Annotated in this window: 31 protein-coding genes; 12 read left to right on the top strand and 19 right to left on the bottom strand. The window is 69.9% G+C overall.

Annotated elements, in window-relative coordinates; translation table 11 throughout:
- The first annotated feature begins 54 nt into the window (after nt 1–54).
- Complete coding sequence (locus ABZU76_RS32640; RefSeq protein ID WP_354876169.1) at nt 55–1,230, top strand: serine hydrolase; 1,176 nt, start codon at nt 55–57, stop codon at nt 1,228–1,230.
- Nucleotides 1,231–1,237: 7 nt separating this feature from the next.
- Here the strand turns inward: ABZU76_RS32640 and ABZU76_RS32635 are convergent, their stop codons facing one another.
- The 6 genes from ABZU76_RS32635 to ABZU76_RS32610 all read right to left on the bottom strand — a co-directional run bounded on the left by ABZU76_RS32635 (nt 1,238) and on the right by ABZU76_RS32610 (nt 5,205).
- Nucleotides 1,238–2,251 carry a YhjD/YihY/BrkB family envelope integrity protein gene (locus tag ABZU76_RS32635; RefSeq protein WP_354876167.1) on the bottom strand — a complete coding sequence of 338 codons (1,014 nt, stop codon included), beginning with the start codon at nt 2,249–2,251 and terminating at the stop codon, nt 1,238–1,240.
- A 55-nt stretch (nt 2,252–2,306) separates the two neighbouring features.
- Entirely contained in the window at nt 2,307–2,819 is a 513-nt protein-coding gene (locus ABZU76_RS32630) for an AAA family ATPase (protein WP_354876165.1), read from the bottom strand.
- Nucleotides 2,816–2,998, bottom strand: coding sequence for a hypothetical protein (locus tag ABZU76_RS32625; protein WP_354876163.1), 183 nt, complete (start codon nt 2,996–2,998; stop codon nt 2,816–2,818). Before ABZU76_RS32625 ends, ABZU76_RS32630 begins: the two co-directional genes overlap by 4 nt.
- Nucleotides 2,995–3,708 (bottom strand): hypothetical protein, encoded by a 714-nt coding sequence (locus ABZU76_RS32620; protein WP_354876161.1) that lies wholly within the window; start codon nt 3,706–3,708, stop codon nt 2,995–2,997. The genes ABZU76_RS32625 and ABZU76_RS32620 overlap by 4 nt, the downstream gene beginning before the upstream one ends.
- Before the next feature lie 24 nt (nt 3,709–3,732).
- The gene (trpS, locus tag ABZU76_RS32615) at nt 3,733–4,755 is read right to left on the bottom strand and encodes a tryptophan--tRNA ligase (RefSeq protein ID WP_220246211.1); all 1,023 of its coding nucleotides are present in this window, start codon (nt 4,753–4,755) and stop codon (nt 3,733–3,735) included.
- Between the two features lie 117 nt (nt 4,756–4,872).
- A complete protein-coding gene (locus tag ABZU76_RS32610) occupies nt 4,873–5,205 on the bottom strand; it encodes a hypothetical protein (protein WP_354876159.1) in 333 nt (110 codons plus the stop codon).
- A gap of 461 nt (nt 5,206–5,666) precedes the next feature.
- Here ABZU76_RS32610 and ABZU76_RS32605 point away from each other — a divergent pair, with 461 nt between their 5' ends.
- Nucleotides 5,667–6,386, top strand: a complete 720-nt coding sequence (locus ABZU76_RS32605; RefSeq protein ID WP_354876157.1) for a chitinase — start codon at nt 5,667–5,669, stop codon at nt 6,384–6,386.
- A gap of 126 nt (nt 6,387–6,512) precedes the next feature.
- Here ABZU76_RS32605 and ABZU76_RS32600 read toward each other — a convergent pair whose 3' ends face one another.
- Nucleotides 6,513–7,328: an exodeoxyribonuclease III gene (locus ABZU76_RS32600; protein WP_354876155.1), complete on the bottom strand. Its 816-nt coding sequence runs from the start codon at nt 7,326–7,328 to the stop codon at nt 6,513–6,515.
- A 41-nt stretch (nt 7,329–7,369) separates the two neighbouring features.
- On the opposite strand from ABZU76_RS32600, the gene ABZU76_RS32595 reads away from it, so the two are divergent.
- From ABZU76_RS32595 to ABZU76_RS32585, 3 genes are all read left to right on the top strand, one after another.
- Nucleotides 7,370–8,110, top strand: coding sequence for an MBL fold metallo-hydrolase (locus tag ABZU76_RS32595; protein WP_354876153.1), 741 nt, complete (start codon nt 7,370–7,372; stop codon nt 8,108–8,110).
- Nucleotides 8,111–8,152: 42 nt separating this feature from the next.
- Nucleotides 8,153–8,722, top strand: a complete 570-nt coding sequence (locus ABZU76_RS32590) for a TetR-like C-terminal domain-containing protein (protein ID WP_354876151.1) — start codon at nt 8,153–8,155, stop codon at nt 8,720–8,722.
- 115 nt (nt 8,723–8,837) lie between these two features.
- A complete protein-coding gene (locus tag ABZU76_RS32585; RefSeq protein ID WP_354876149.1) occupies nt 8,838–9,395 on the top strand; it encodes a permease in 558 nt (185 codons plus the stop codon).
- 31 nt (nt 9,396–9,426) lie between these two features.
- Here ABZU76_RS32585 and ABZU76_RS32580 read toward each other — a convergent pair whose 3' ends face one another.
- Both ABZU76_RS32580 and ABZU76_RS32575 read right to left on the bottom strand, forming a co-directional pair.
- A complete protein-coding gene (locus ABZU76_RS32580; RefSeq protein WP_255638651.1) occupies nt 9,427–9,741 on the bottom strand; it encodes an SH3 domain-containing protein in 315 nt (104 codons plus the stop codon).
- A 236-nt stretch (nt 9,742–9,977) separates the two neighbouring features.
- Nucleotides 9,978–11,201 (bottom strand): NADP-dependent isocitrate dehydrogenase, encoded by a 1,224-nt coding sequence (locus ABZU76_RS32575; RefSeq protein ID WP_354876147.1) that lies wholly within the window; start codon nt 11,199–11,201, stop codon nt 9,978–9,980.
- Nucleotides 11,202–11,731: 530 nt separating this feature from the next.
- Between ABZU76_RS32575 and ABZU76_RS32570 the strand changes: the two genes are divergently transcribed.
- From ABZU76_RS32570 to ABZU76_RS32560, 3 genes are read left to right on the top strand one after another with little or no spacing between them, the layout of a single operon-like run.
- Entirely contained in the window at nt 11,732–11,920 is a 189-nt protein-coding gene (locus tag ABZU76_RS32570) for a hypothetical protein (RefSeq protein WP_354876145.1), read from the top strand.
- A 32-nt stretch (nt 11,921–11,952) separates the two neighbouring features.
- A complete protein-coding gene (locus tag ABZU76_RS32565) occupies nt 11,953–12,315 on the top strand; it encodes a DUF2203 domain-containing protein (RefSeq protein ID WP_220246203.1) in 363 nt (120 codons plus the stop codon).
- Between the two features lie 34 nt (nt 12,316–12,349).
- The gene (locus ABZU76_RS32560; protein WP_354876143.1) at nt 12,350–12,949 is read left to right on the top strand and encodes a class I SAM-dependent methyltransferase; all 600 of its coding nucleotides are present in this window, start codon (nt 12,350–12,352) and stop codon (nt 12,947–12,949) included.
- A gap of 69 nt (nt 12,950–13,018) precedes the next feature.
- On the opposite strand, the gene ABZU76_RS32555 is transcribed toward ABZU76_RS32560, so the two are convergent.
- The 4 genes from ABZU76_RS32555 to ABZU76_RS32540 form a co-directional block, all read right to left on the bottom strand.
- Nucleotides 13,019–13,417: a hypothetical protein gene (locus ABZU76_RS32555; protein WP_354876141.1), complete on the bottom strand. Its 399-nt coding sequence runs from the start codon at nt 13,415–13,417 to the stop codon at nt 13,019–13,021.
- Between the two features lie 567 nt (nt 13,418–13,984).
- Nucleotides 13,985–14,569: an HhH-GPD-type base excision DNA repair protein gene (locus ABZU76_RS32550; protein ID WP_354876139.1), complete on the bottom strand. Its 585-nt coding sequence runs from the start codon at nt 14,567–14,569 to the stop codon at nt 13,985–13,987.
- Nucleotides 14,559–15,125, bottom strand: a complete 567-nt coding sequence (locus ABZU76_RS32545) for a hypothetical protein (protein ID WP_354876137.1) — start codon at nt 15,123–15,125, stop codon at nt 14,559–14,561. Before ABZU76_RS32545 ends, ABZU76_RS32550 begins: the two co-directional genes overlap by 11 nt.
- A complete protein-coding gene (locus tag ABZU76_RS32540) occupies nt 15,119–15,763 on the bottom strand; it encodes a spermidine synthase (RefSeq protein ID WP_354876135.1) in 645 nt (214 codons plus the stop codon). Before ABZU76_RS32540 ends, ABZU76_RS32545 begins: the two co-directional genes overlap by 7 nt.
- A 74-nt stretch (nt 15,764–15,837) precedes the next feature.
- Between ABZU76_RS32540 and ABZU76_RS32535 the strand changes: the two genes are divergently transcribed.
- Complete coding sequence (locus ABZU76_RS32535) at nt 15,838–16,020, top strand: DUF1918 domain-containing protein (protein ID WP_220246197.1); 183 nt, start codon at nt 15,838–15,840, stop codon at nt 16,018–16,020.
- Here the strand turns inward: ABZU76_RS32535 and ABZU76_RS32530 are convergent.
- Nucleotides 16,017–17,216 carry an MFS transporter gene (locus tag ABZU76_RS32530; RefSeq protein WP_354876133.1) on the bottom strand — a complete coding sequence of 400 codons (1,200 nt, stop codon included), beginning with the start codon at nt 17,214–17,216 and terminating at the stop codon, nt 16,017–16,019. The two genes, ABZU76_RS32535 and ABZU76_RS32530, sit on opposite strands and share 4 nt — an antisense overlap.
- A gap of 108 nt (nt 17,217–17,324) precedes the next feature.
- On the opposite strand from ABZU76_RS32530, the gene ABZU76_RS32525 reads away from it, so the two are divergent.
- Together ABZU76_RS32525 and ABZU76_RS32520 are read left to right on the top strand one after the other, a co-directional pair.
- Entirely contained in the window at nt 17,325–17,648 is a 324-nt protein-coding gene (locus ABZU76_RS32525) for a metalloregulator ArsR/SmtB family transcription factor (RefSeq protein WP_354876131.1), read from the top strand.
- Nucleotides 17,649–17,841: 193 nt separating this feature from the next.
- Entirely contained in the window at nt 17,842–19,026 is a 1,185-nt protein-coding gene (locus tag ABZU76_RS32520; protein WP_354876129.1) for an MFS transporter, read from the top strand.
- A gap of 74 nt (nt 19,027–19,100) precedes the next feature.
- Here the strand turns inward: ABZU76_RS32520 and ABZU76_RS32515 are convergent, their stop codons facing one another.
- Nucleotides 19,101–19,406, bottom strand: coding sequence for a DUF3017 domain-containing protein (locus ABZU76_RS32515; protein WP_354876228.1), 306 nt, complete (start codon nt 19,404–19,406; stop codon nt 19,101–19,103).
- A 2-nt stretch (nt 19,407–19,408) separates the two neighbouring features.
- Complete coding sequence (locus ABZU76_RS32510) at nt 19,409–20,266, bottom strand: bifunctional methylenetetrahydrofolate dehydrogenase/methenyltetrahydrofolate cyclohydrolase (protein ID WP_354876127.1); 858 nt, start codon at nt 20,264–20,266, stop codon at nt 19,409–19,411.
- 275 nt (nt 20,267–20,541) lie between these two features.
- Between ABZU76_RS32510 and ABZU76_RS32505 the strand changes: the two genes are divergently transcribed.
- Nucleotides 20,542–23,817: a glycohydrolase toxin TNT-related protein gene (locus ABZU76_RS32505; RefSeq protein ID WP_354876125.1), complete on the top strand. Its 3,276-nt coding sequence runs from the start codon at nt 20,542–20,544 to the stop codon at nt 23,815–23,817.
- Between the two features lie 55 nt (nt 23,818–23,872).
- Here ABZU76_RS32505 and ABZU76_RS32500 read toward each other — a convergent pair whose 3' ends face one another.
- The 3 genes from ABZU76_RS32500 to ABZU76_RS32490 are packed head-to-tail and all read right to left on the bottom strand — an operon-like array spanning nt 23,873 to nt 26,177.
- Nucleotides 23,873–25,288, bottom strand: a complete 1,416-nt coding sequence (locus ABZU76_RS32500; protein WP_354876123.1) for a phenylacetate--CoA ligase family protein — start codon at nt 25,286–25,288, stop codon at nt 23,873–23,875.
- A gap of 51 nt (nt 25,289–25,339) precedes the next feature.
- The gene (locus ABZU76_RS32495; RefSeq protein WP_354876121.1) at nt 25,340–25,927 is read right to left on the bottom strand and encodes a pentapeptide repeat-containing protein; all 588 of its coding nucleotides are present in this window, start codon (nt 25,925–25,927) and stop codon (nt 25,340–25,342) included.
- A 22-nt stretch (nt 25,928–25,949) separates the two neighbouring features.
- Nucleotides 25,950–26,177 (bottom strand): hypothetical protein, encoded by a 228-nt coding sequence (locus tag ABZU76_RS32490; RefSeq protein WP_354876119.1) that lies wholly within the window; start codon nt 26,175–26,177, stop codon nt 25,950–25,952.
- Nucleotides 26,178–26,186 lie beyond the last annotated feature (9 nt).

The raw sequence follows: 26,186 nt of genomic DNA, 5'->3' as shown, positions 1-26,186 counted from the left end.
TGGGTGCACAGCGTTTTCTCCCGGTCGCTCCCGGTTCTCGTCGCAGTAGTGGTCATGGGGCTTTTCGGCGGCGGAATCGGCCCGACGGCAGCCGTAGCCCAGGCCCAGCCCTGTCAGGATCAGGCCGCGCCGCCCGCGCCGGTGGACACCTCGGAGAAGCCGGCGCCCGGGCAGCCGACCCCGCCGCCGTTGCCGGTGCCCGTGGAGCCCGTCGGGGGGCTGCGTATGGGCGGCTGCGGGATGATCCTGCCCGACGGCGCGCTCAACCCGCCGGACGGCAACACGGCCGCGTCGTGGGTGGTGCAGGACCTCGACACCGGCGACGTCATCGCGGCGAAGAACCCGCACGCGCGGGAGCGGCCGGCGTCGCTCATCAAGACGCTGCTTGCGCTCGTCGTCACCAGCGAGATGAAGCCCGACCAGATCGTGGTGCCCACGAAGGAGGACGCCGAGCAGGAGTGCACCTGCGTCGGCATCGTGGCGGGTGCGAGCTACACCGTCGACCAACTGCTGCACGGCCTGCTGATGCACTCGGGCAACGACGTCGCCCACGCGTTCGCGACCGCGCTCGGCGGGGTCGACATCGCGACCACGAAGATGAACCTGCTGGCCAGGCGCATCGGCGCCGCGGACACGCGCGCGGCGACGCCGTCGGGCCTCGACGGGCCCGGGATGTCGACCTCGGCCTACGACCTGAGCGTGATCTTCCACTACGCGATGAAGCAGCAGGAGTTCGCGCAGGCCGTGGCCACGAAGTCGTACACGATTCCGGCGGCGGGCGGCAAACCCGCCATTCCGGTCTACAACGACAACAAGCTCCTCGGTGTCTACCCCGGCTTCCTCGGCGGCAAGACGGGCTTCACCGACGACGCCCGCCACACCTACGTCGGCGCCGCGGAGAAGGACGGCCGCCGCCTCGCCGTGGTGATGATGCGCGCCGAGCAGCGGCCCACGAAGGTCGTCGACCAGGCGGGCAAGCTGCTCGACTACGGCTTCGCGCTCGAAGCCGACCACGCCGAGCCCGTCGGGCGCATCGCGTACGAGGCCCTCGTGGCCACGGCGCCGCCCGGTCCCCCGGCGAACGTCGCCGCCGGCGCCGCTTCGTCGGCCGCTCCCGAGAAGGAAGACCCGTTCGGCACCACGGGCTGGATCCTCACGCTGGTGGTCGCCCTGATCATCATCGGCGGGTTCGTGATCGGCCACCAGCGCAAGAAGCAGGCCCAGCAGTAGATCGGGCCTAGTCCCTCCGGCGCCCCATCCAGCCGAGCAGCGCACCCACGCCGAACACACCCGCGGCCGTGCCCAGACCGAACCCGCGTTGGACCGTCACGCGCGGCTCCAGCAGCACCGGCGCCGGCGGCCGCACGACCTTGCGCTCGTTCTCCTTCGCGGTCGCGGTCCAGGCCGTGACCATGAGGATGAACCGCGACACGAGGTTCGCGAAGACGAGCAGACCGATGATCGGCCCGAAGATCGCCGCCGCCGGCGAGTTCGTCACGCTCGCCAGGTAGATCGACGCCACCTGCTGCAGGATGATGAATCCGATCGCGGCGACGATCGCGCCCTTCACCGCGCTGCGCATCGCCACGTGCTCGCGCGGCAGCCGCGCGATGACCCACAGGAACACGAGCGTATTGGCCGCCAGGCCGAGGATGATCGTCGCCACGCGAAGGACCCACACCGCCCAGGTCTCGTTCTCCAGACCGACGAGTTCCAGCAGGTACTGCCCCACCCCGCCGCCCGCCGCGGTCACCGCGAACGACACAATCAGCGCCACGCCGAGCCCGACGAGCGACACCAGGTCCTTGATCGTCGTCGACACGATCGGCTGCGGCTTCTTCTCCTGCCCCCACTGCGCCGTGAGCGCGTCGCGCAGGTTCGACATCCAGCCGATGCCCGAGTAGAGCGCCAGGAGCAGACCGAAGATCCCGATGCCGCTGCCGGACTTGATCGCCGCGTCGACGATCTGCGTCACGAGCCCCTGCAACGCCTCAGGCACGGAACTCTTGATGCCGTTGGTGATCTGGGCGATCACCGCCGGGTCGCCGCCCACGACCATGCCCACGATCGCGAACGCCACCATGAAGATCGGGAACACCGCCAGCACGCTGAAGTACGTGATGGCGGCGGCGTAGTGGTTGCCGTAGTGCTCGCCGAAGGATTCGTTGGCTCGGATCAGGTGATCCAGCCACGGGTACTTCCGCCGCAGCCGAGGCAGCAGCTTTTCCTGGTCACCATTCTTGTTCGCCACCGTAAAACGCTAACCACGGTGGGAGATAGCCGCAACGCGAGCGGGTACCCGGGGGTCAGTCCAGGGCGGCGAGCACCGCTCGGTAGGCGTCGTCGACGCGACCGGCCGACGTCGTGATGACTCGCGCCCGCGGCCGGTCTGCGAGGAGGGATTCGAGGCGGTCGTGGAACGCGGCGACATCGGCCGCGGTCGTGTCGTGGTGATGCGGCCCGGGCGGGCGCGAGGCGAAGCGGCTGAGGACGTTTTCGCGGGTGTCCCAGAGCACGAGTTCATGAAACGAAGCACCGACGTCGTCGGCCAGTTCTTCCAGCTGCAGCAGGAAACCCGGGAGCGCGAGAAGCTGCGGGACGACGACGTCGTGGCCCGAGGTGAGGTGCGCGCGGGCGGCGGCGAGAGTCAACGCGCGCGCCGCCAAGCCGGACTCTTTCGGCTGCGCGCGCCAGCCGCCCACGAGCGAGCGCACGCGGTCGACGTCGAGGTTCAGCGTCGGTGGGTGGTCCTCTGCGAACCGCTCCGCCAACGTCGACTTACCGATGGCGGGCGGTCCGTTGAGGACGATCAGCCTCACTTACGTCCCCTGAAAACCCTGGGCAATCTTCTGGCCGGCGGCACCAGCAGGCTGTTGGCCTCGGCGAGGGTGCTGCCGTTGGGGTGGCCGTCGTGGTCGACCAGGTAGAGCTCGAACGCGAAGCGGCCCTTGCGGAAGATCAGCACGCCCTGGGTGCTCACCGACATCGTGTCGGTCATGATCCGCGACTCGTCGCCGATCGCGGCCGAAGGTGCCTGGCCGCCGTGCGCACCCGCGTGTTGTCGACGTCCTCCTTGGCGGCGTCGTCGGCCAGGAAACTCGTGGCGGTGAGCGACAGTGCCTTGCGCGAGAGCCGGTCGTCCTCGCCGGTGCCGCGCTCGCAGGTGAGCTGTACGTAGTTGCGTTGCTGCGGGTCGTGCGGGAACGCGATGTCGCCGACTGCCGTCCCCGGCGTCTCGGACACCAGCGGCGACGCGTCGGGGCCGATGGCGGGGCTCACCACGTCGGCCGTGAGCAGCGGGCACGGCTGCGCGACCGGTTCCGGGAAGACCGGGCTCAAGTAGTCGACGGTGCTCGGGCCGGCCGGCGCGTTCGTCTGCTTCTCGAGGTTCTGCATCACGCGCTTGGCGATGTCCTGCAGCTTGCCGGCGCTGCCGTTGCCCTTGAGATCGAAGTCGAAGCTCACCACGGTGTCGCCGAGGATCACGGTGGCCTGACCCGAAGCGTCGGGCGCTGGGACCGGGCGGCGCTTCGAGTACGCGTGCACCCGGCCGAGCGTGATGCTCGCCAGTGCGCCGGCGAACGCCGCCGGCGTGTCGGCGACGGGAGGCACGTACGCGGGCTGCGACACCGCGACGGCCAGGCTCTCCTGCAGCGTGCCGTCCTTCGACTCCAGGGCGTAAGCCAAAAAGGACAGACGTGTCTTCACTTTTGTCCCCCGACAAAAGATCGATCAGCGAGAGGCGGGCAGGAAGCCCAACCGCTCGTACACGGTGGCGAGCGTGGGCGCTGCCACCTCCCGCGCGCGCTGCGCACCGCGGGCAAGAACCTTGTCGAGCTCGGCGACGTCGTCCAAATAGGACTGGACGCTTGCCTGCAGCGGCGTGACCCACTCGACGAGTACCTCGGCGAGGTCCTTCTTCAGGTCGCCGTAGCCCTTGCCCTCGTACGCCGCTTCGAGGTCGGCGATCGAGCGCTCGGTGAGCGCCGAGTAGATGCTCAGCAGGTTGGAGACGCCGGCCTTGTTCTCCGCGTCGAACTTGACCTCGCGGCCGGTGTCGGTCACGGCGGAGCGGATCTTCTTGGCCGAGCGCTTGGGGTCTTCGAGCAGCTCGACGAGACCGTTGGCCGCGGACGCCGACTTGCTCATCTTCGCCGTCGGGTCCTGCAGGTCGTAGATCTTCGCGGTGTCCTTGACGATGTAGGGCTCGGGCACCGTGAACGTCTTGCCGAGACGGTTGTTGAAGCGCTGCGCGAGGTTGCGCGTGAGCTCCAGGTGCTGGCGCTGGTCCTCGCCCACCGGCACGGCGTTGGCCTGGTAGAGCAGGATGTCGGCGGCCTGCAGGATCGGGTACGTGAACAGGCCCACACTGGCGCGGTCGGCGCCCTGTTTGGCCGACTTGTCCTTGAACTGCGTCATCCGACTGGCCTCGCCGAAACCGGTCTGGCACTCGAGCACCCAGCCGAGCTGCGCGTGCTCGGGCACGTGACTCTGGACGAACAGGGCACTTCGGTCAGGGTCGACGCCGATCGCGAGCAGCTGCGCGGCCGAACGGCGCGTGCGCTCCAGCAGCACCTTCGGGTCCTGCTCCACCGTGATGGCGTGCAGGTCGACGACGCAGTAGAAGGTCTCGTGCGTGTCCTGCAGCTTCACCCACTGCCGCAGGGCGCCGAGGTAGTTGCCGAGGTGGAACGAGTCGGCCGTCGGCTGGATCCCGGAAAGCACCCGCAGGCGCCCGTTCTGTTCGTCGGACACGTCGGCGATTCTTTCAGGAGCCGGAGAGGCGAGTCACAGGGAGGTCTCTCTGGAGCGCTCGGCGGGGGTTCTCAGTGGGGCTTCCGGCTGGGTTCCAGGGCCGTTTCCAGGGCGTTGCTAGGGGTGCTGGATCGGCGCGAGGGGCCGGGTGGGCTCCTCGGTGTCGGCAGGCCCAGGGGTGGGCAGAGCCGTCGCGGTCGCCGCGCGCGTCTTGCGGCGCTGGCGCAGGACGCCGAGGGCCATGCCGACGATGCCCAGCGCCACGGCGACCAGCCCGACGGGGCCGAGGATGCCGAAGCCCGCCGAAGGGGTCTCCGCACGGACGACGCTGTCGTCGGCGAGCGCCGTGCCGCTGCCCGCGAGCAGCAGGACGGCCGGCAGCACGACGAGCGTCGCCGACCGAGCCGACCGCAGCGTGCACCGCAACAGGAGATGACCTGGGTTGCGCACCGGAGTGCCTCCCGCGAAGTGATGTTCCTGGCGAGATCTCTCACCCGTAAGGATGAGTCATACAGTGAAAAAACTACCGAGCGTGTCAAGACCTGTCGGTTCTGATCAACTCGGGCGCCGAGACTAGCGCCCGTCCGGGGAGCGCGGGTGACCACCCCCGGGCTGACGGTGTCACCGGTGGTCAGCGCTCTCTCGCCGGTTTTTCGGGCCGCCGAGGTCGCCCGAACGGCTGTCACGAGTGTCGACTTGGTCCGATTCCGGTCGCGCGGCGCGAGCAAAACGCGAAAAACCTTCACCCGTTTGGCGGCGGCGAGCTACGGACAGCAAGTTATTCACCAACCTTGTTGGTCTGATCGCGTCTTCTTGACCGAATCACGACACCGGGCCCTGTTTTCTCTCGGGCGATTGGTCTATACCTCTTTGGTGTAGACCACTTCAGGGGCGAACAAAGGAGTGAGCCCATGTCTCTCCGAAGGATCCTCACCGCCGTCGGGATGGCCGCCGCGGCCGCGATCACGGTGCTCGTGCCGGCCACCACGGTTGCGAATGCCGCGCCGGCCGCGAGCTTCGTAGTCAGCGAGTCGCAGTTCAACCAGATGTTCCCGGGCCGGAACTCGTTCTACAGCTACAGTGGACTGACCAACGCGCTCGGCGCATACCCCGGCTTCGCGAATTCCGGCAGTGACACCGTGAAGAAGCAGGAAGCCGCGGCGTTCCTCGCGAACGTGAGCCACGAAACCGGTGGCCTGGTGTACATCGTGGAGCAGAACACCGCGAACTACCCGCACTACTGCGACACGAGCCAGTCGTACGGCTGCCCCGCGGGCACCGCCGCGTACTACGGGCGCGGCCCGATCCAGCTCAGCTGGAACTTCAACTACAAAGCCGCGGGCGACGCGCTCGGCATCGACCTGCTGAACAACCCGAGCCTCGTGCAGAACGACTCGGCCGTCGCGTGGAAAACCGGCCTCTGGTACTGGAACACCCAGTCCGGCCCCGGCACCATGACCCCGCACGACGCCATGGTCAACGGCCGCGGCTTCGGCGAGACGATCCGCAGCATCAACGGCTCCATCGAATGCAACGGCGGCAACCCCGCCCAGGTCCAGAGCCGCATCGACGCGTACAACAAGATCACCGGCATCCTGGGCGTCGACCCGGGTGGCAACCTCAGCTGCTGACGCTGTCGAGGTTGCCGGCAGGGCCCCTCAGTGGCGGCTGAGGGGCCCTTCTGCTTGGCAGGTAAGGAAATCGACCCCGGCACCGGGGAAACCGGCGCCGGGGCTGCACCGCGCTTCGGTGAGAGATCAGCGCGGGAAAGGCACGTCGTACGTCGCCGTGACGGGGGCGTGGTCGGACCAGCGTTCGGCGTAGGTGGCGGCGCGCTCCACGACGACCGACTGCACGGCTTCAGCCAGGGCCGGGGTGGCGAGCTGGCAGTCGATGCGCCAGCCGGAGTCGTTGTCGAAGGCCTGGCCGCGGTAGGACCACCAGGTGTAGGGGCCCGGGCCGTCGTGGAGGCGGCGTTGCACGTCGGCGTAGCCGGCCTCTTCGAAGACGCGGCCGAGCCAGGCGCGTTCTTCGGGCAGGAAGCCCGAGTTCTTGTGGTTGCCCTTCCAGTTCTTCAGGTCGACGGTGTCGTAGGCGATGTTCCAGTCGCCCACCACCACAACCTCGCGGCCGGCCGCGGCGGACTTGGCGCGCAGCTCGCCGAGGTAGGGCAGGAAGGCGGCCATGAAGCGCTCCTTCTCGTCCTGACGCTCGGTGCCGACATCGCCGCTCGGCAGGTACAGGCTCGCCACGACGACACCCGGCAGGTGCATCTCGAGGTAGCGCCCGCTGTCCTCGAACTCGGGCTCGCCGAAGCCGACGCGCACCTCGTCGGGCTCGACGCGGCTGTAGAGCGAGACGCCGTTTCGGCCCTTCGCAACCGAGGGCGCGTGGGCGGCGAACCAGCCCTCCGGTTCGACCACGTGCGCGGGCAGCTGCGCGGCCTCGGCCCGTACCTCCTGGCAGGCGACGACGTCGGCCTTCGTGGTGGCGAGCCACTCGACGAAGCCCTTCTTCACGGCGGCCCTCAGGCCGTTGACATTCACGGTGGAGACGGTCAGCACCCCGCGCACGCTACCCGCCGGGTCCGACAATCCTGTGTCAGACTGCGCGCATGGCGCGACTCACCGTGCTCGGCAGCTGCGGCGCCTGGCCCGAACCCGGCCGCGCGTGCGCGGGATTCCTTCTCTCACAAGGAAACCACCACGTCGTGCTCGATCTCGGGTACGGCGCGGCGAGCCGGCTCTTCACGCACGTGGCCGCGAAAGACCTCGACGCCGTCGTGATCACCCACGAGCACCCCGACCACATCGCGGACCTCACTGCGCTCAGCCGCGCGTGGCACTACACCGTCGAGGACCAGCGCTTGCCGCTGCACTGCACCCCCGGTGTCCTGCGCCGCCTCGAAGCCGCCGAGCCGCGCCCGCACCCGGCCACGATCTTCGACATCCACACCTTCGCGCGGCCCGAGACCGTCGGCCCCTGGCAGCTCACCTCCACGCCGCTCCCCCACCACGTGCCCAACCACGGCGTGCGGCTGAGCTCGCCGCACGGCACCGCCGCGTACTCCGGTGACACCGGCCCGTCGCGGCTGCTCGTGGAACTGGCGCGTGACGCCGATCTGCTCATCTGCGAAGCCACCCTCCAAGGCGAGCCGCCGGACGAGCCGCGCCGGCTGCTCACCGCCGCGGAGGCCGGGCGGACGGCGGCCGAGGCGGGCGTCCGAACCCTGCTGCTGACCCATTTCTGGCCCGGTGCCGACCGTTCCGTGTCCGCCGCGGAAGCGCGCCGGGAGTTCGACGGCGAGGTGCTCATCGCGGACGAAGGCCTGACCATCGAGCTTGACGCCCACTAGCTAACAGTCTTAGCTTTAAAGCTATGACAGTTAGCCAACCTGATGTCCCCTAGGGTCGGCCTCACCCCGGACGCCGTCGTCACCCTCGCCCTCGAGGTGGTGGACGCCGACGGCGCCGACGCGCTCAGCCTCGCCAAGGTCGCCGAACGCGCGGGCGTCGCCACGCCCTCGCTGTACAAGCACGTCGGCGGGCTCGCCGCCCTGCGCCGACTGGTCGACCTGCGCGTGGTCGCCGAGATGACCGAAGCGTTGCGCGGCGCGGCGACCGGCCGTTCCGGTGACGACGCGATCGAGGCGCTCGCCGACGCCTACCGCGCGTACTTGCGCACCCACCCCCACCGCGTCGCCGCACTGGAAACCGCGCCCGACGAGGGCGACGAGGAGCTCGCGAAGGCCACCCACGGCGTGGCCGAAGTCGCCTTCGCCGTGCTTCGCCCGTACGGGTTCGACCAGGCGAAGACCGTGCACGCGACGCGGTGCCTGCGCGCGGCTGTGCACGGCTTCTCGAGCCTCGAAGCGTCCGGCGGCTTCGGCCGGCCCGAAGACGTCGACGCCAGCTTCACGCTCCTGAAAACGATGCTCGTCCGCGGCATCACCGACTACGCCAGTTGAGGAGAACCATGTCCTTCGTCCTCGCCGTTCTGCTGTTCACCGTCGCGCTGGGAATCCCCGACGCGCGATTCCCCTGGCAGGCCAAGGCCACGCCCGTCGAGAGCGAGGTCGGCAGATGATCGCCGGGCACTTCGGGCTCGCCGCCGCCGTGAAAGCCGGCCGGCCCGCCATTCCCGTGTGGACGCTGATGCTCGCGACCGCGTGGCTCGACATCGTGTTCACGCCGCTCTACCTGACCGGAATCGAGACTATCGACCAGTCGGGCGGCACGGGCTACGGCGAGGGCGTGATCCACGCCGACTACACCCACTCGCTCGTCGGCGCGCTCGTGCTCTCCGCCCTGTTCGGCCTGGTCGCGGCGCGGTGGCTCGGGCGCAGCGCCGGCGTCACGCTCGGCGCGGTGGCGTTCTCGCACTGGGTGCTCGACCTCGTCGTACACCGCGCCGACCTGCCGATCCTGCCCGGCAACGCGGGTAACCTGCCGACGTTCGGCTTCGGCCTGTGGCGGCTGCCGGCGGTGTCGATGACCGTGGAGGTCCTGCTGCTCGTGGTCGGGATCGGCCTCTACTGGCGGGCCGCGGCGAAGCGCGACCGCCGCAAGGCGCGCGCACTGGCGCTGATCGCGGCGCTTTCAGGCGTGGTCACGGTAGCGCTGGACTTCGCGGGCCTTTAACCCTTCAGAGCCCGTTCGCGCCGAAAACCATTCAGCACTTCGAACCTTCGAGCGGCTTCACGAAGCTGCTCGCCACCCACTTGTCCTTGGCGACCTCGCGGAATCCGTTCTGCTGCACCGGCATCGCGTCGAACTCGGCGCCGTTGAGGTACTTGCCGACGATCTTGCCGTTGCCGTCCGGGGTTTCGCGGGCGTTGAGGACGTCGGCGGTCACCGCGACCTTGCACCCGGTCGGGGAACCCTGGGCGTCGGCCTGGCCCTTCTGGTTCAGGACGTAGATCACGATCACGGCAACGATCACACCGATGATGATCAGGGTCTTCTTCGGTATCAACCCCAGGATCACGGCCGCTCCTCAGTCGCCAGCACCTCAGTCGCGAAAAATCGGGCTCCGCCAGGGTAGACACGGAGTGGGTCCGCCCGACAGGTCCGGCGGGGCAGACCACCCGGAGGCGCCAACAGCGTCACTCCCTGGTGACAACCGGTAGTCGCGACGAAGGGGCACCTCGGAAGACTCCTCCGAGGTGCCCCTTCGCGGTGGTGGGAAAGGCAGTTCAGCCGGTGGCTGGTGCGGCCTTCGAATCAGCCCTGGGCGATCTTCTTGGCCAGGTTCTCGTCGAGCGTCCCGAGGAACTCCTCGGTGGTCTGCCACGCCTGCTCCTTGCCGACGAGCAGCGCCAGGTCCTTCGTCATCTTGCCGCCTTCGACGGTGTCGATGACCACGCGCTCGAGGGTGTTCGAGAAGCCGATGAGCTCCGCGTTGCCGTCGAGCTTGCCGCGGTGCTCCAGGCCCCGGGTCCACGCGTAGATCGACGCGATCGGGTTCGTGGAGGTCGGCTTGCCCTGCTGGTGCTGGCGGTAGTGGCGGGTGACCGTGCCGTGGGCCGCCTCGGCCTCGACGGTCTTGCCGTCCGGCGTGCGCAGCACCGACGTCATCAGGCCGAGCGAGCCGAAGCCCTGGGCCACGGTGTCGGACTGCACGTCACCGTCGTAGTTCTTGGTGGCCCAGACGTAGCCACCCTCCCACTTGAGCGCCGCGGCGACCATGTCGTCGATGAGGCGGTGCTCGTAGGTGAGGCCCTTGGCGTCGAAGTCGGCCTTGTACTCGGCCTCGAAGACCTCCTGGAACACGTCCTTGAACATGCCGTCGTAGGCCTTGAGGATCGTGTTCTTGGTGGAGAGGTAGACCGGGTAGCCGCGGTCGAGGCCGTACTGCAGCGACGCGCGCGCGAAGTCCTCGATCGACTTGCGGTAGTTGTACATCCCCATGGCGACGCCGCCGCCCTCGGGGAAGTTGGTGACCTCGAACTCCATCGGCTCGGAGCCGTCGGCCGGGGTGTAGGTCATGGTGACCGTGCCGGGGCCGGGGACCTTGAAGTCGGTGGCCTTGTACTGGTCACCGTGGGCGTGGCGGCCGATGATGATCGGCTTGGTCCAGCCCGGTACCAGACGCGGCACGTTCTGCATGATGATCGGCTCGCGGAAGACCACGCCGCCGAGGATGTTGCGGATGGTGCCGTTGGGGCTCCGCCACATCTTCTTCAGGCCGAACTCCTCCACGCGCGCCTCGTCGGGCGTGATCGTGGCGCACTTGACGCCGACGCCGTGCTTCTTGATGGCGTTGGCGGAGTCGATGGTGATCTGGTCGTCGGTGCGGTCCCGCTCCTCGATGCCCAGGTCGTAGTAGTCCAGGTCGACGTCCAGGTACGGGTGGATCAGCTTGTCCTTGATGAACTGCCAGATAATGCGGGTCATCTCATCGCCGTCGAGCTCGACGACGGTGCCCTGGACCTTGATCTTGGCCATGAGCAGCGGTGCTCCTTCCGCGGATCTTCGCGTTATTTCTTCGACTTCGTCGGTAGCGGTACAAGCGTACTGCTTGCCGGAGCTGGATGGTTCCAGAAGTGGTCGGCATCAAGTCTCCACCCCTGGCGCGAGGCTCCGACGGGTGGGCACACCACGCGTTGGCCGGTCGCGGAACCGGGTGAGGTCCACGACCATCCCATCGGGGAACCAGCCACGCGGGAGGTCACGCTATGTCGTACTCCGACCCGTACACCACCTTTCACCCCCCGCCTACCAGCCACCACCGCCCAGCCGGGCCTTGGCGCGCGTGTTCAGCGGGCTGCTGGGTCTCGTCCTCGCGCCCGTGGCCCTGGGCCTGCTCGCGGCCGGGGGCTACCGGCAGCAGGTGATCGTGATGGAGGCCTTCGCCGCGCGCCGCGACGCGCTCGGCATTGCCCTGATGGTGACCGGCGCGATCCTGTTACTGGGTGTCGCCGCGCCGGGCGCTCGGTCGTCCTCGGGGCCGCTGCTCGGCGGGCTCGTGTGGGGCCGTGCTGCCCGGCGTGATCGCGCCGGCGATGCCGGAATGGGGCTTCGACCTGCTGAACGGTCTCCCGCACGGCGGGCTCTCGTTCGGGTTGACGTCGTGGCTGTTCTCCGGTGCGCTGCTCGCGGCCGGGTTTCTGCTGGTGGGCACGGGTCTGGCGACGACGGTGGCGCGACGGCGACCTGTGCGGTGATGGGGTTCGGGGCGCAGTGAGAACATCGTCACATGGGTCTGTTCACCGTGGCCGAGGCGCGCGCCGAGCTCTCCCGGCTGCTCCCGGTCCTCGCCGAGCTCGTCCGCGTGCGCGCCGACGCCGCCGAGCTCGCCGCGTCACTGCGCCCGGGCGGCCGCGACACCCCCCTCGGCGGCCTGCCGGAGTGGAAGGCCGCACAGGCCCGCCTCGACGAGCTGATGACCACCGTCCAACGCACCGGCGCCGAGCTGAAGGGCTTCGCGCCCCTTCTGGTCGACTTCCCGGCGTCCTTGGACGGCGACGACGTGCTGCTCTGCTGGCTCGAGGGCGACCGCGAGCTCGCCTGGTACCACCGCGTCGACCTCGGCTTCGCGGGGCGGCGTCGACTTCGCTGAAAAACCGCTGGTCAGGGCCGATACGGTGCTTGTCGTGACCTCAATCTTCGACGAACAGGCCGCCAGTTACGACGACGATCTCTTCCACCCCCTGGTGGCGGACACCCTGATCTCCCTTCTGCCCCCGCGCCCCGCGTTGCTCGTCGACGCCGCCACCGGCACGGGCGCCGCGGCGTTCGCATCGCTGCGGCTTTCGCCCTCGTCGGTGCTCGGGGTGGACTTCTCCACCTTGATGATCGAGCGGGCACGCGCGAAGGCCACTTCGCTGGATCCGGCGGGCGTGATCTCGTGGCAGGTGGGTCCCGCCGTGCCCCTGCCGGTCGCCGACGGCGCCGCCGACGCGGTGGTGTGCGCGTCGGCGCTGCACTTCCTGGGCGCCACAGCCCTGGCCGACTGGGCGCGGGTGCTGCGGCCGGGCGGGGTGCTGGCGTTCAGCATCTCTTCGTCGGCGCGCTTCAAGCGGGACGGGCCGATGGCCGAGCTGATGCCCCGGGACCTGCGGATTCCAGGCTCGGAGCAAGAGGCCGCCGCGCTGGCCACGGCGGCGGGATTCTCGTCGGCGGAGGGTCAGACGGTGAAGGCCCACCTCGGAGGACGGGAGCGGTCGGTGTTCGCGGTGAGGGCGGTTCGGTAGGCGGCACTGTCAGTCGGGCCGGATCGGCGGCCACCACCTGCCGCGGTGACCACCGAGCTGGTTCGGTGGTCAGCCGTGGAAGTGGACCTCGCCGGTGGCAGCGGGGGTGCCAGGGCCGCCGCAGCGCTGGACGAACGTGGCTTCGAGATCGGCAATGCTGCCATCGGCGGCGCGCGTGAGCTGGGAGATGGTGAAGTCAGCCTGGACGACGTCGGCGCACCCGAGCCCGCCACTGCGGTCTCCACGCGCGACGAAGAACCCCGGCGAATCGAGCTGCGGAGCGGTCTGGCCTCGGTAACGCGCCCCGACGTAGGTACCTTCGTGCAACTGCTCCCCTGCCGGCGCGCTGAGCTCCACGCGGGCGTTGTCCCAGCCGTCGGCTGACGACGCGTCGACCTTCACGGCGCCGTCGTACTCCCAGACATCGACCTCGTCAGCCGGCGCCGCCCATCTCGCCGAACCGCTCAACGGCGTAGCCCCGGCTTCGGCCGTATACGAAAACTCCGCGACCGGCGCGGCATTCGCGGACGTCGCCGTCCCTCCGGCAACCGCAACAGCAACAACGGCGGTAAACAGAACACGGCGCACGTTGGATTCCCTCCCCTGGGCGGCTGCCGATTCGCAGCTCCGCGAAGATCCTTCCAACGCCGAGCCTGCCGCGGAAAGCCGCCATTGGACGGATGCCGGTGAGCGGAGCATCGTGCAGTGGCGCTCATCGCACCGCCCGTGCGGCGGGACCGAATCTCGCCAGGCTACGACCCACCCATTTCGAGCGGTTCAGCCCGACACCCGACTGCCAACTCCTAAACACACCCGCTCCCTTGCGCCCAACACACGCAAGCAACCACCCACCACCAAGCAGACAGCCGGCGACACAACTCAGGCTCTACCCAACCCCTCCCCCGACCCTTCCCCCGGCCGCTCCCCGACGAGAAGTCACAACGCGCTTCGGGGAGCACTTCTGTCCTTTGTATTTTCACCCAAAGAGCGCAATTGCCCGAAGGATATTCGGCTGAAAAGGCAAAAGTCCCGAGACTACTTCTTCGCCGCCGCCTCAGCCTTCGCAGCCTTCTTGAAAGCCCGGACCTCCGCCAACGTCTTCGCATTCACCACATCGGCGATAGACCGCCGCGACCCACGATCCCCATACGCACCCGCCGCCTCGCGCCAGCCCTTGGGCTGCACTCCGTACTGCTTCCCCAGCAGCGCAAGAAAGATCTTGGCCTTCTGCTCCCCATACCCGGGCAGCGCCTTGAGCCGCTTCAGCACCTCCGGCCCGTCCGGCTTGGGCCGCCCCTCGGTCCAGATCGCCTCGGCATTGCCGTCGTAGTGCTCCATGATGAACTGGCACAGAGCCTGCACCCGACGCGCCATCGACCCTCCGTAGCGGTGAATCGCAGGCGGCGTCACACACTTCTCGACGAACTCCTCCGTGTCCGCCTCGGCGATGCGCCGCACGTCGAAGCCGCCCATGCGGTCGGCGATCTTGCGCGGGCCGAGGAAGGCGACCTCCATGGAGATCTGCTGGTCGAGGAGCATGCCGACAAGCAGCGCGACCGGGTCCTCGCTCAGCAGTTTGTCGGCCTCGGCGTCCCCGCTCAGGTGCACTTCACGCGTCATGCGGTCCATTTTGGCAGGTCGCGACCCAGACGCGCAGCTCCCCGAGCGGGGTGGCGCCGTAGGCCAGCGCCGACGCCAGCTCGTCGCCGTGTTCGTAGCCGACGATCGGCAGGCCCGGGAACGCGGCTGCGGCGCCGGCGACCGCGCCGGCCCAGTCGTCGCCGGTGAAGTTCCACAGGCCGACCGCGGTCGCGCCGCGGTGGGCGATGGCCGCGCCACGCAGGTGGACGAACGACGGGTCCGGTGACGCAGACGAGGGCCACCCCGACGACGACCGCACCGGGAACTGCAACCACGTCGCCGAGAACAGCACCTCGAAGCCCGGCAGCTCAAGCGACGCGAAGCTGTCCTTCACCGAGCAGCCGGCCGAAGCGTCCACGAACGGCAAGATGTCGGCGGCGGTCGCGTCCGGCGACAAGGTCACCGCGTCGGGGTAGAACTCCGGCGTGCGCGTGGGCGAAGTCCACGCGTGCGGGCCGAAGACACCCGAAACTCCGCCGATGCGGCAGAAAACGTCGCACCAGGCCGCGTTCTCCGAAACGGCCGCCCTCAGCAACGGGCGAACCACAGCACGTCCGGTTCACCGCGCGGCACCGGGACCTCCACCACGCGCACGTCAGCGAAGCGCCCCTGCAACCGATCCGTGAACGCAGGAGACGCGTCGGCACTCCACACCGCCAAGACGCCGCCCGGGCGCAGCAGGCGGGCCAGACCGTCCACTCCGGACTCGCCGTACAACGAGGCGTTGCCCTCGGTCACCGTCCACTCGGGACCGTTGTCGGTGTCGAGGCACAGGGCGTCAAAGGTTTCCCCCGAAGAACGCAGCCACGACACCAGATCCGCCTCCACCAGCGACACCCGGTGATCCTCCAGCGCCGCACCGTGCACCGCGCGAAGCGGGCCCGTGCGGTTCCACGCGATCACCGCGGGCTCACTCTCCACCACCACAACCGACCCGACGTTCGGGTGATCCAGCGCCGCCCGCAATGAAAAACCCACCCCCAGGCCGCCGATGAGCACGCGGGCGCCCGGCGCCAGCAGGTCGGCGGCCCCGGTCACGAGAGGCCGTTCGGATTCCCCGTTTCGCGTGTCCATCAGGAACACACCGTTCTCGATCACCTCGAGCGCCGCGCCTTCGCGACGGAGCACGAGCTCACCGCCCAACCCGCGGGCCACGTCCAGAACCTCAGCCACGCCGTCAGCTTCGCACAATTGCCCTGTACGCGGCCGCAAAGCGCTCCTACTCTCAACCACGGAGGTGAAACCCCATGCACGCGACGGTAGGAGACGAGATCCAGGTCCACGGCCGCACGGTGGGAGCTGCCGAGCAGCGCGCCGAGATCCTCGAGGTGCGAGGCCCGGACGGCTCACCACCGTACGTGGTCCGGTTCGCCGACGGACACGAAGCTTTGCTGTACCCCGGGCCCGACTGCGAGATCGTCACCGACTAGCCGACGGCCACTTCTTCCCGGGCCGTCACGCGACGAGCGCGGCGCGTCTCCCAGAAGAACACCATCACCGCGATCGCGACTGCGCTCAGCACCGCGGCGATCTCCGGCAGCACCGTCGGCCCCGCCGACGTCAGCACGGCGCCGCCCACGATGCCGGAGAGCCCGACGCCGAGGTAGATCGCCGACGCGTTGAGCGAGAGGGCCAGCCCGGCGTGCCCGGGGGACAGCTCGATGAGCCGGTGCTGCATCGGCGGGTTGATCGCCCACGTGATCGTGCCCCACACGAAGAACGTCACGCCCGCGCCGGCCACGGTCACCGACGTGAACGGCAGCAGCGCCAGCACGACGGTCATCCCGCCCAGCACCAGGAGCACCGGCACCCGCGCGCCCCACCGGTCGGCCGCGCGGCCGCCGAGGTAGTTGCCCAGGGCGCCGCCGATGCCGTAGCAGAACAGCAGCACGGTCACGGTGCCGCCGGTGATCCCGGCCGTCACGGCGAGCAGCGGCGACGAGAGCGTGTAGACCATGAACGCGCCAAGGCACGCGAGCACCGTGGTGACGAGCAGCGCGACCACGCGCTTGTCGCGCGCCACCGCGAAGCGCTCGGCCAGCCGCACCGCGGGCGGCGGCGCGACCCGCGGCAGCACGAGCCGCACGGCGATCGCGCCGGCCAGCGACAGCACGCCGACGAGCAGGAACGCGGTCTGGTAGTCCCACTGCTGCGAGACCAGGCTGCCGAGCGGCACCCCGAAGATCAACGCGACCGTGAGCCCGCCGAACACCATCGCGACTGCGCGGCCGCGGCGTTCCGGCGTGGTCAGCTCCGCGGCCACGGCGCTGGCGGCCGGTGTGAACACAGCGGCGCCGACGGCCGTGACAACCCGCGCGAGAAGCAGCGTGGTGTAGCCAGGCGCGACGGCGGCGAACAGGTTGCCGAGTCCGGTGACGACGAGCGCGGCCACCAGGAGCGTCCGGCGCTCCCAGCGTCCGGTGACGGCGGCGAACAACGGTGAGCCGATTGCATACGCGATGGCGAACGACGTGACGAGCTGCGCGGCGGCGGTGGCCGACACGTGCAGCTCCGAGACGAGCGACGGCAGCAGTCCGGCGACGATGTAGCCGCTGGTGCCGACCCCGAAGGCCCCGAACGCCAGCACGGCGTTGCGCGAGCTCCCCGAGGTGGAGACGCTGGACATGGTGGTGCCCCCAAGAGGTGAACGGGATTGGTTCGACGAACGTCGTAGTTCGATGACGACCGTACACCGCGGGCCCGACAATTTCGAGGAACGTCGTACTATGGACGCATGGCCGCCACCACGCACCTGACTCCGCTCGTCCACCCCGAGCGCGACGAGATGACCGTCGAGTCGGTGCTGCGCGCGCTCGCCGACCCTGTGCGCCTGGCGATCGTGCGTCAGCTGGCCCGGACCGAAGCCGAGGTGTCGTGCGGCGGGCTCGAGGTGCCGGTGACCAAGTCCACACTCACGCACCACCTCGGCATCCTGCGCGCCGCGGGTGTGATCGCCGGCCGCCAGGAAGGCACGACGCGGTTCAACTCCTTGCGCCGCACCGATCTTGACGAACTCGCGCCGGGCCTGCTCGACGGAGTGCTCGCCGCGCGCCGCTGACGGTCGCACTACGTGAAGAGCCTCACCCGGATACCGGGATGACAAAGGCACACCCCATCAGTTGAACTGGGTTGCAGACAGCACGACGGCGTCGGGGCCGTACACGGCTGTCTTGTTTTTTGCCCTTCGTCTAAAGCGCTTCAGAACGGGGTCACCCCGGGCTGAGTAATCGATTTCTCAAGGAAGGAGAGCCGTGCCCGTCGCGTTGCTCGCGCTCGCCATCGGTGCCTTCGGCATCGGGACCACCGAGTTCGTGATGATGGGTGTGCTGCCCCAGGCCGCCGCGGACTTCCACATCGACATCCCCACCGCCGGCTACTTCATCTCCGCCTACGCGCTCGGCGTCGTGATCGGCGCCCCGCTGCTGACCGCGGTGGCCGTGCGGCTGCCGCGCAAGACCATGCTGCTCGCGATGATGGGCCTGTTCACGCTGGGCAACGCCCTGTTCGCGCTGTCGCCGAACCAGGGTTTCGGCATCGCGTTCCGCTTCCTGGCCGGCCTGCCGCACGGCGCGTTCTTCGGCGCCGGCGCGGTGGTCGCGTCGAGCCTGGTGAAGCCGGGTGACCGCGCGAAGGCCGTGTCGATGATGTTCATGGGCCTGACGCTGGCGAACGTCGTCGGCGTGCCGCTCGGGACGTTGCTGGGCCAGCAGGTGGGCTGGCGGGCGACGTTCGGGGTGGTCGCGGTGATCGGTCTGTTCGCCGCCGCCGCGATCGCCAAGCTGGTGCCGCACCAGGGCCGGCCCGCCGAGGCATCGCTGCGCGGTGAGCTGGGCGCGTTCCGGCGGCCGCAGGTGTGGCTGGCGCTGGCGATCGTGACGTTCGGGCTCGGCGGGGTGTTCGCGTGCATGTCGTACATCGCGCCGATGCTCACGGACGTCGCAGGCTACTCGCCCGCGGACGTGACGCTGCTGCTGTCGCTGGCGGGTGTCGGGATGACCGTCGGCAACTACCTGGGCGGGCGGCTCGCGGACCGCGCGCTGATGCCTTCGCTGTACGTGGCGATGCTGTCGCTGGCGGTGGTGCTGGGGATCTTCACGCTGACGGCCCAGTCGAAGGTCGGCGCGGCGATCACGATCTTCTTCGTCGGTGTCGCGGGCTTCATGATCGGCCCGATGATGCAGACGCGGATCATGCAGAAGGCCGGCGGAACTCCGTCGCTGGTGTCGGCGGCCGTGCAGTCGGCGTTCAACATCGCGAACTCGATCGGCGCGTACCTCGGCGGACTGGTGATCGCCGGCGGCCTCGGGCTGGTGGCGCCCAACTGGGTCGGCGCGACGCTGGCCGTGCTCGGGCTGTCGATCGCGGCGGTTTCCGGGACCTTGGACCGGCGGGACGCGCGGGCCGAGGAGCAGCGGGAGCTGGCCCTGGCTTCGTGACACCCGGATGACGCGAAGCGACCCCGCACCAGTGCTCGGTGCGGGGCCGCTTCGCGTTCCGGGACTACAGACCGTCAGGACGTGGCGTCGAACGGACCGCCCGTGATCGTCAAGGCGATGTACAACACGGCAGCGCACAGGGCGAAGTAGGTGACGATGTCCACGACCTTGCCGCGGATCGCCAGCAGCCCGACGCGGTCCTCCGGCAGCAGCAGCCGCAACAGCCCGCCCACGAGCAGCGCGGCGCCGACCAGCACCGCGCCCTCCCGCCAGTGGTACTGCAGGATCCGCAGCGCCGCGGCGAGCAGCAGCAGCATCACCAGCCCGAACGGCACGTGGACGGTCCACGACCGTTTCGTGCGGGGCCGGCCTGCGGTCATGGTCACCGGCTCGCGACCGCGCGCTCGGCGGCTTCGACGACGTTCGACACGAGCATCGCGCGGGTCATGGGGCCGACACCGCCCGGGTTCGGCGAGAGCCAGCCCGCGACCTCGGCCACGCCTGGGTCCACGTCGCCCGTGAGCTTGCCGTCGACGTGGGAGACGCCGACGTCCAGCACGGCCGCGCCGGGGGCCACCATGTCGGGCTTGATGATGCCGGGCACGCCGGCGGCGGCGATGACGATGTCGGCGCGGCGGACCTCGGCGGCGAGGTCGCGCGTGCCGGTGTGGCAGAGCGTCACGGTGGAGTTCTCGCTGCGGCGCGTGAGCAGCAGGCCCATCGTGCGGCCGACGGTGATGCCGCGGCCGACCACCGTCACGTTGGCGCCGTCCAGCACCACGCCGTGGCGGCGGAGCAGCTCGATGATCCCGTACGGCGTGCACGGCAGCGGGCCGCGCTGGCCGAGGACGAGGCGGCCGAGGCTCGTGGGGGCGAGGCCGTCGGCGTCCTTGTCGGGGTCGATGCGCTCGAGGACGCGGTTGGCGTCGAGGTGCTTGGGCAGGGGCAGCTGCACGATGTAGCCGTGGCACGCCGGGTCGGCGTTGAGGTCGTCGATGACGGCCTCGAGCTTCTCCTGCGAGATGTCGGCGGGCAGGTCGCGGCGGATCGAGTTGACACCGATCTTCGCGCTGTCCGCGTGCTTCATCTTCACGTACGAGTGCGAGCCCGGGTCGTCGCCGACCAGCACCGTGCCCAGCCCGGGGACGACGCCCCGCTCGGCGAGCGCGGCCACCCGCGGGCGCAGCTCCGCGAAAATGGCGTCTTTCGTGGCCCTGCCGTCCAGAATCTTCGCCGTCACGGTGACCATTCTCGCAAAGCGCTGCCCGCGCCCGGACCTCGCCCGGGGCGCATACGCAGCGTGCTCGCCGCACCACCCGATCGGCCCGCGCGTCGTGATCGGACGCGCAGGGCCACCGGACGTAGACTCGTCGTCACCCCAACGCCGGAGCCCAGTCCCAGCCCGCACGGGTGTGTGATCTTGAGCATCGCGCGTCGACCGAGGTCAGACCGCCCCTGAGTGGCAAAAGACCTATGCGGGGTGCGTTCGCGCGCGCGAACAGTCAAAATGTTCCCGTGGCACAACCGACGACGCAGCTGAACGCGACCGAGCAGGACACACTGGTCAAGCAGATCGGACTCGCCCTGCTGCGCGCAGCACCACGCGACTGGCGCAAGGTCACGGTGGAGTACCGGGCCGTCGGCAGGTACCACGAGCTGACGGGCGAGATCCGCACCGAAGACGGCACCGGGCAGGAGTGGGTCGCGACCCACGACATCGCGACGCTCTTCGGCCGGCTGCGCGCGGGCATGTACCGCGACGGCCGCGGCACGTGGTTCAACGCGCGCTACCAGCTCGACCACCCGTCCAGCTACAACCTCGAGTACAACCGCGAGGAGCCCACGTGGCACCTCGCGCCGCCGCCCCAGGCGTACCAGGACGAGCTGCGCATGTTCCCCCGGACCGAGGAGAACGTGCCGGAGTGGCTGATCCGGCGCCTGTCCGGCCTCGGCCCCGAGCAGCCCGGCCCGCACTTCCGCATCGCGCGGATCTTCGACACGATCGGTCCGGCCGGGCGTCCGGTCATCAACCGGCCCGACCTCGACGTCGCCGAGCAGGACCGCCTGCTCGACTACCTCGACCACGCGCCCGTGGTGGTGCAGGACCGCGGCTACGACATCGACCGCCTCGCTCCGACGCCCGAGGCGACCGTGCCCGTGGCCTTCCACAGCGACGGGCAGTGGATCTGGCCCGCGGCCGTGAACTTCTACCTGCGCCAGTACGGCGTATCGCCCGAGCCCGACCTGGTGGAGCACATCCGGTCCAACGGCTTCCAGCTGCCGCAGGTCGACGACCTCGCGCTGCAGGGCGCCACCGCGTACCTCACGCGGGGCAGTCAGCAGCAGCGTCCGGGCCCGCCGCCGCAACAGCAGCAGCCGCAGCAGCCGCCCATGCCGCCTGCTCCCCCGGCCGCCCAGGCGCCGCCGGCCCCGGCTCCCGAAGCCGCTCCGCCCGCGCCGGTCGACGTGCCGCTCGCCGTGCACACACCGCCCGCCGAGCCGGAGACCCCGGCCGAACCGCCGTTCGAGCAGGTCTTCGACGGGTCCGGCCCGCAGCACGACGACGGCCCGGGGTTCGAGAACGAGCAGTACCAGGACGAGCGCTACGACGAGTTCGGCGACCGCTTCGGCGGCGAGGACCACTTCGAGGACCAGCAGCACTCGGACTTCGAACCGGCCCCCAACGGCGCCGGGTCGAACGCGGGCGCGCCGCCGAACGGCGCAACGGCCGACAACCCGACGCCGGTGGCCGAGCGGACCGCGATGTACGCGCCCGTGGATCCGAACGCCGCACGGCAGGCGCACGAAGAGCAGCAGCGCACGGCGATGTACCCGCCGGTCGACCCGAACGCCGCACCGCCCGCGCACGAAGAGCAGCAACGCACGGCGATGTACCCGCCCGTCGACCCCAGTGCCGCCCCGCCGCAGCAGCACGACGATCAGCGCACAGCGATGTACGCGCCGGTCACCCCGAACTCCGCCCCGCCGGAGGAGGACGCCGAGCAGACGGCGCTGTACGCGCCCGTCGACGCCGCTCCGGCCGAGCAGCCGCTCGAAGAAGAGCCGGTGCTGTTCACCCACACTGACGAATCTTCGCGGCACGAGGAGCCGGCCGAGCAGCACACCGCGCTGTACGCCCCGGCCGACCGCGGCGAGGAGCAGTACGAAGAAGCCGAGTCTTTCGAAAACGCGCAGCCGTTCGAGGAGGCGCGGTCGTTCGAGGACACACGGTCGTTCGAGGGTGGCCAGCCGCTCGAGAACACGCAGACGTTCGAGAGCAGCCAGTCGTTCGAGAGCGGCCAGCACTTCGAAGACGGCCAGTACGACCAGTCGGGCCAGTACCAGGACGAGCAGTACGAGGGCGACGAGCACTACGACGAGCGGCCGTACGGCGAGTCCCAGTACGGCGACCAGCCCCGCGATGGTGGGGCCCCCGCCGGCCACGAACCGGACTTCGACCCGGGCCCGCCGACCACGATGATCACGCCCGACGAGGGGGTGCCGGGTGTCCTGCCGGTGCCCGAGCTGCCCGTGCCGCCGCGGGCCGGTGCCCGGCCGGAGCCGGCTGCGGAACCGCCGGCCCCGCAGCGGCAGCCCCAGCAGCCGCCGAGACGGCCGCGTCGGGATCTTCCGGCCGAACCCGCTCTGGCGAAGCTGCAGACGCGCCTCGACGAGCTGGACGTGCCGGACGCCGCCTACCAGCTGGGCACGCCGACCGAGCGCGGCTGGACTGTGGAGCAGGTGGACGAGGGCTGGCGCGTCGGCTGGTACGACGGCGAGCTGATCAACCCGGCCGTGTTCGGCGACTCCGACGACGCCGCCGCGTTCATGCTCGGCAAGGTCCTGCTGCACCCCGACGGCCACGAGCCCGCCGAGGAGCAGCCGCCCGCACCGCCGGCAGAGCCCGTGGCCGAAGCCCCGAAGCCGCCGGTGGTGGCGACGCTTTCGCCGGAGGTCGCCACGGGTTCGTTCCCGGTGCGCCCGCGCGAGGCCGTGCCGCCGCAGGAGCAGACGGCGTTCACGCCGGCCGAGGAGCTGCTGGGCGACGAGCCCGAGGCCGAAGAGCCGCCGCAGCGACAGGTCCCGCCGCCCCCGCCTCCGCAGCCGCCGACGCAGGTGACCCCTCCGGTTCAGCCGCTGCAGCGCCGGGAGCCGCCGATGCCGCCCGCTCCCCCTGTGGGTGGCGGGTTGGGCCTGCCGACCGGGCCCGGTGTGATGCCGGGTGCTCCCGTCGGCGGACCGGGTGGACCCGGTCTTGGTGGTCCTGGTCTCGGTGGGCCTGGTGGTCCTGGCGGGCCGGGTGGTCCTGGTCTCGGTGGTCCGGCCGGTCCTGGTGGCTCCGGTGGACCGGGTGCGCCCGTCGCGCCGCCGCGTCGGGAGGAGCCGGCGCGGGCCAACGGAGCGCCGCGAGCCGCCGCCGGTGGCGGTGGCAACAACCAGTGGCCGATCGGGCCGCTGTCGGGTGAGCCGCCGCTGACGTTGTTCCGCGGCAAGGAAATCCGTGAACTGCCCGCGGGCAGCGAGCTCGACCGCTTCGGCGGCCCGAGCGGCAACCTGACCTACGCCGCGGGGACGCCGTTCGAGGAGCGTTCGCTGGTGCCGGAGTGGGTGAACCGGCCGTACCACGTGTACCGCGTGCAGCGTCCGCTCGAGACGCTCGCCGGCGTCGCGATCCCGTGGTTCAACCAGCCCGGCGGGGGTTCGGCGTACCTGCTGCCCGCGTCGATCGAGGAACTGCTGGCCGAGGGCGATCTGCTCGAGCTGGAGCCGGGTGAACCGCCGATCGACTGAGTTGTTGATTGAGTTGCTTGGTGAAAGGGGCGGGGCCTGCGGGTCCCGCCCTTTCTCATGTGCCGCGGGTGTAGCGGTGCTTGACGCCGACCGGGAAGTACTCGGGATCGCCGGCCGGACGCAGGACGATCTCGGGCAGCTGCCGTTCGGCGGGCACGTAGTGGGCGAACTCGCTGTTGAGACGCAGGAGCTGGTCGCGGATCGAGGTGGCAAGCAGCGCGGCGTCGCCGTCGTGGCCGGGCGCCAGCTCCACGGTGATCCGCAGGCGCCGGTCGCGATCGGCGTCCTCGTAGGTCTCGAGCACGAACTTGCCGGTGACCCAGCCGCTGACTTCCGGCTGTTCGAGGCCGACGGTCACGTTCTCCGGGTAGATGTTGGCGCCGAAGAAGGAGACCGTGAACAGGGAGCGGCCGAAGAGGTAGACGAACGGCAGGTCCGGGCCGTCGGCGGGCGTAAAACCGTTGCGGGAGCAGAACTCCAGCAGGTCGGCGTGCGAGAGGACACCGCCTTCGTCGGCGATGTGGTAGCGGATCAAGGGCACGCCGTTGTCGCCGGAGAAGAGCAGAGTCCCGTTGTCGGCCTCGAAGAAGCGGCTGGTGGGGTCGTACTGCACGAGGGTCGGAAGGCGAGATTCGCCGAAGAACTCGCGGGCGAGTTCCGGTCGTCCCGCGAGGAACCGGCGGATCGACACGGACGTCGGGGTTTCGGTGCCGAGCACGCCGGCGTCGGCGGTGCCGTAGAGGGAAACCATGTCGGTCACGGGATCGGCGACGCCCGCGCGTTCGGCGACGAGGTCGCGCCACTCCTCGCTGAACACCTCGCCGGCGAACACCATCTTGATCGCGTGGTCGGCCCAGCCGGTGCCGCTGTCGACCACGTCCTTGACGAACGGCGGGTAGCCCAGCAGCACGACCTGCTCGAAGTGCGGCGCCAGCTCCGGCAGCACGCGCAGGATCTCGGCCTTGTTGTTGCCCGGCGCGACGGTGGTGATCGGGAAACCCTTCGCCGCCAGGTGCCGCACACACGCGGCCGTGAACAGGCCGCCGACCCACGTACCCAGCGGAAAGCAGACGACGGCAAGCGTGCTGCGGGTGTCGGCTTCGAACGTGCGGAAGACCTGTTCGAAGCGCTCGGCGACGTGGAGCTCGTCGGCCAGGGACCGCGGCCAGATCATCGGGGTGCCGGACGAACCCGAGGAGACGGCGATCATGTCGCAGGCGTCGAGCCGGCCGTCGCGGCAGAGCGCAGGCAACGGGTACTGGCTCTGGTAGGTGGCCTTCGACGTCACCGGGAGCCGCCGGAAGTCGTCCTCGCTCCGGACGGTTTCGGGGTCCACGTCGGCGGCCGCGAGGAACTTCCGGTACGCGGGCACGGTGGCCACCACGTCGTGGAAGAAGTCGACGACGTCGAGAGGACGCCGCTCGCCGGCGAAGAACGCCTGGTAGGCCTGGATCACGTCGTCGGGCTGCACGCGACCATCATGTCCCGGCGCCCGGCCCGGCTGCCACTTTCGTGCCCGGTTTTACTTGACGATGAGGCCGTGGGCGGCGGCGAACCCGATGGCCGTCTCGACGTCGACGTAGGCGCCGCGCAGGTCGGCCTGCACGAGGGCGTTGGCGTCGAGCCGGGTGCCGCGCAGGTCGGCGCCGGAGAGCTTGGCACCGAGGAGGCGGGCGCCGGTGAGGTCGGAGTCGCGCAGGTCGGTGTCGGTGAGGTCGGCCTCGGTGAGGTTGACCTCGCGCATGCGCAGCCCCGACAGGTGCAGCTTGCGCAGCCGTCCGCGCGCGAGCGAGGCCAGCGAGAGGTCGCACTCCGTCAGTGCGATGCCCAGGAACCGGCAGTCCACAAAGGACGAGCCGAGCAGCGAGCACGACGACCACCTGCTGTCGGCGAGCACCGTGCGGTCGAACGTGCAGCTGCGGAAGGCCGAGGCGTCGTGGCGCGAGCCCGCGAGGTCGGTCTTGGTGAAGTCGCAGTTGTCGAAGGTGCAGCCGCGCGTGCGCAGGTCACGCAGGTCGGCCTCGGTGAAGTCGCAACCCGTGAACTGACGCTTTTCCCACCACTGCCCGGAAAGCACGGCGTCGCGGTAGTCCTCACCGGTCTCGATCACCTCGACAGGATGTCACACGGCTTCAGCGGGCTTGGCGCATGGCGCGGAACATGGCCGGCGCCGAAGGTGGCGCGGGGAGTTCGTCGGTGGGCGCGGCCGTGTCGAACGACTCGATCATGTAGGCGAGGAAGCGGCGCCAGGTGTTCGGCGCGGTCTGGGCGGTCGCGGTGAGCACGCCGGCGTTGGCCATGAGCAGCATGATCAGGTCTTCGGCGACGAAATCGGGCCTGAGCCGGCCCGATTCCTGCACTTTGCCGAT

This window comes from Amycolatopsis sp. NPDC005232 (genome assembly GCF_040607795.1).
Lineage (GTDB): Bacteria > Actinomycetota > Actinomycetes > Mycobacteriales > Pseudonocardiaceae > Amycolatopsis.
Note: the sequence above shows the minus strand (reverse complement) of the source record. Positions and strands in the feature narration are given on the sequence as shown.

What these genes read in the sequence shown, in the direction of transcription:
- ABZU76_RS32640 (WP_354876169.1), top strand. Translation starts at nt 55, where the DNA reads ATGGGGCTTTTCGGCGGCGGAATCGGCCCGACGGCAGCCGTAGCCCAG.
- ABZU76_RS32625 (WP_354876163.1), bottom strand. Translation starts at nt 2,998, where the DNA reads ATGACCGACACGATGTCGGTGAGCACCCAGGGCGTGCTGATCTTCCGC.
- ABZU76_RS32605 (WP_354876157.1), top strand. Translation starts at nt 5,667, where the DNA reads ATGTCTCTCCGAAGGATCCTCACCGCCGTCGGGATGGCCGCCGCGGCC.
- ABZU76_RS32595 (WP_354876153.1), top strand. Translation starts at nt 7,370, where the DNA reads ATGGCGCGACTCACCGTGCTCGGCAGCTGCGGCGCCTGGCCCGAACCC.
- ABZU76_RS32590 (WP_354876151.1), top strand. Translation starts at nt 8,153, where the DNA reads ATGTCCCCTAGGGTCGGCCTCACCCCGGACGCCGTCGTCACCCTCGCC.
- ABZU76_RS32585 (WP_354876149.1), top strand. Translation starts at nt 8,838, where the DNA reads ATGATCGCCGGGCACTTCGGGCTCGCCGCCGCCGTGAAAGCCGGCCGG.
- ABZU76_RS32575 (WP_354876147.1), bottom strand. Translation starts at nt 11,201, where the DNA reads ATGGCCAAGATCAAGGTCCAGGGCACCGTCGTCGAGCTCGACGGCGAT.
- ABZU76_RS32565 (WP_220246203.1), top strand. Translation starts at nt 11,953, where the DNA reads ATGGGTCTGTTCACCGTGGCCGAGGCGCGCGCCGAGCTCTCCCGGCTG.
- ABZU76_RS32550 (WP_354876139.1), bottom strand. Translation starts at nt 14,569, where the DNA reads ATGACGCGTGAAGTGCACCTGAGCGGGGACGCCGAGGCCGACAAACTG.
- ABZU76_RS32535 (WP_220246197.1), top strand. Translation starts at nt 15,838, where the DNA reads ATGCACGCGACGGTAGGAGACGAGATCCAGGTCCACGGCCGCACGGTG.
- ABZU76_RS32530 (WP_354876133.1), bottom strand. Translation starts at nt 17,216, where the DNA reads ATGTCCAGCGTCTCCACCTCGGGGAGCTCGCGCAACGCCGTGCTGGCG.
- ABZU76_RS32525 (WP_354876131.1), top strand. Translation starts at nt 17,325, where the DNA reads ATGGCCGCCACCACGCACCTGACTCCGCTCGTCCACCCCGAGCGCGAC.
- ABZU76_RS32515 (WP_354876228.1), bottom strand. Translation starts at nt 19,406, where the DNA reads ATGACCGCAGGCCGGCCCCGCACGAAACGGTCGTGGACCGTCCACGTG.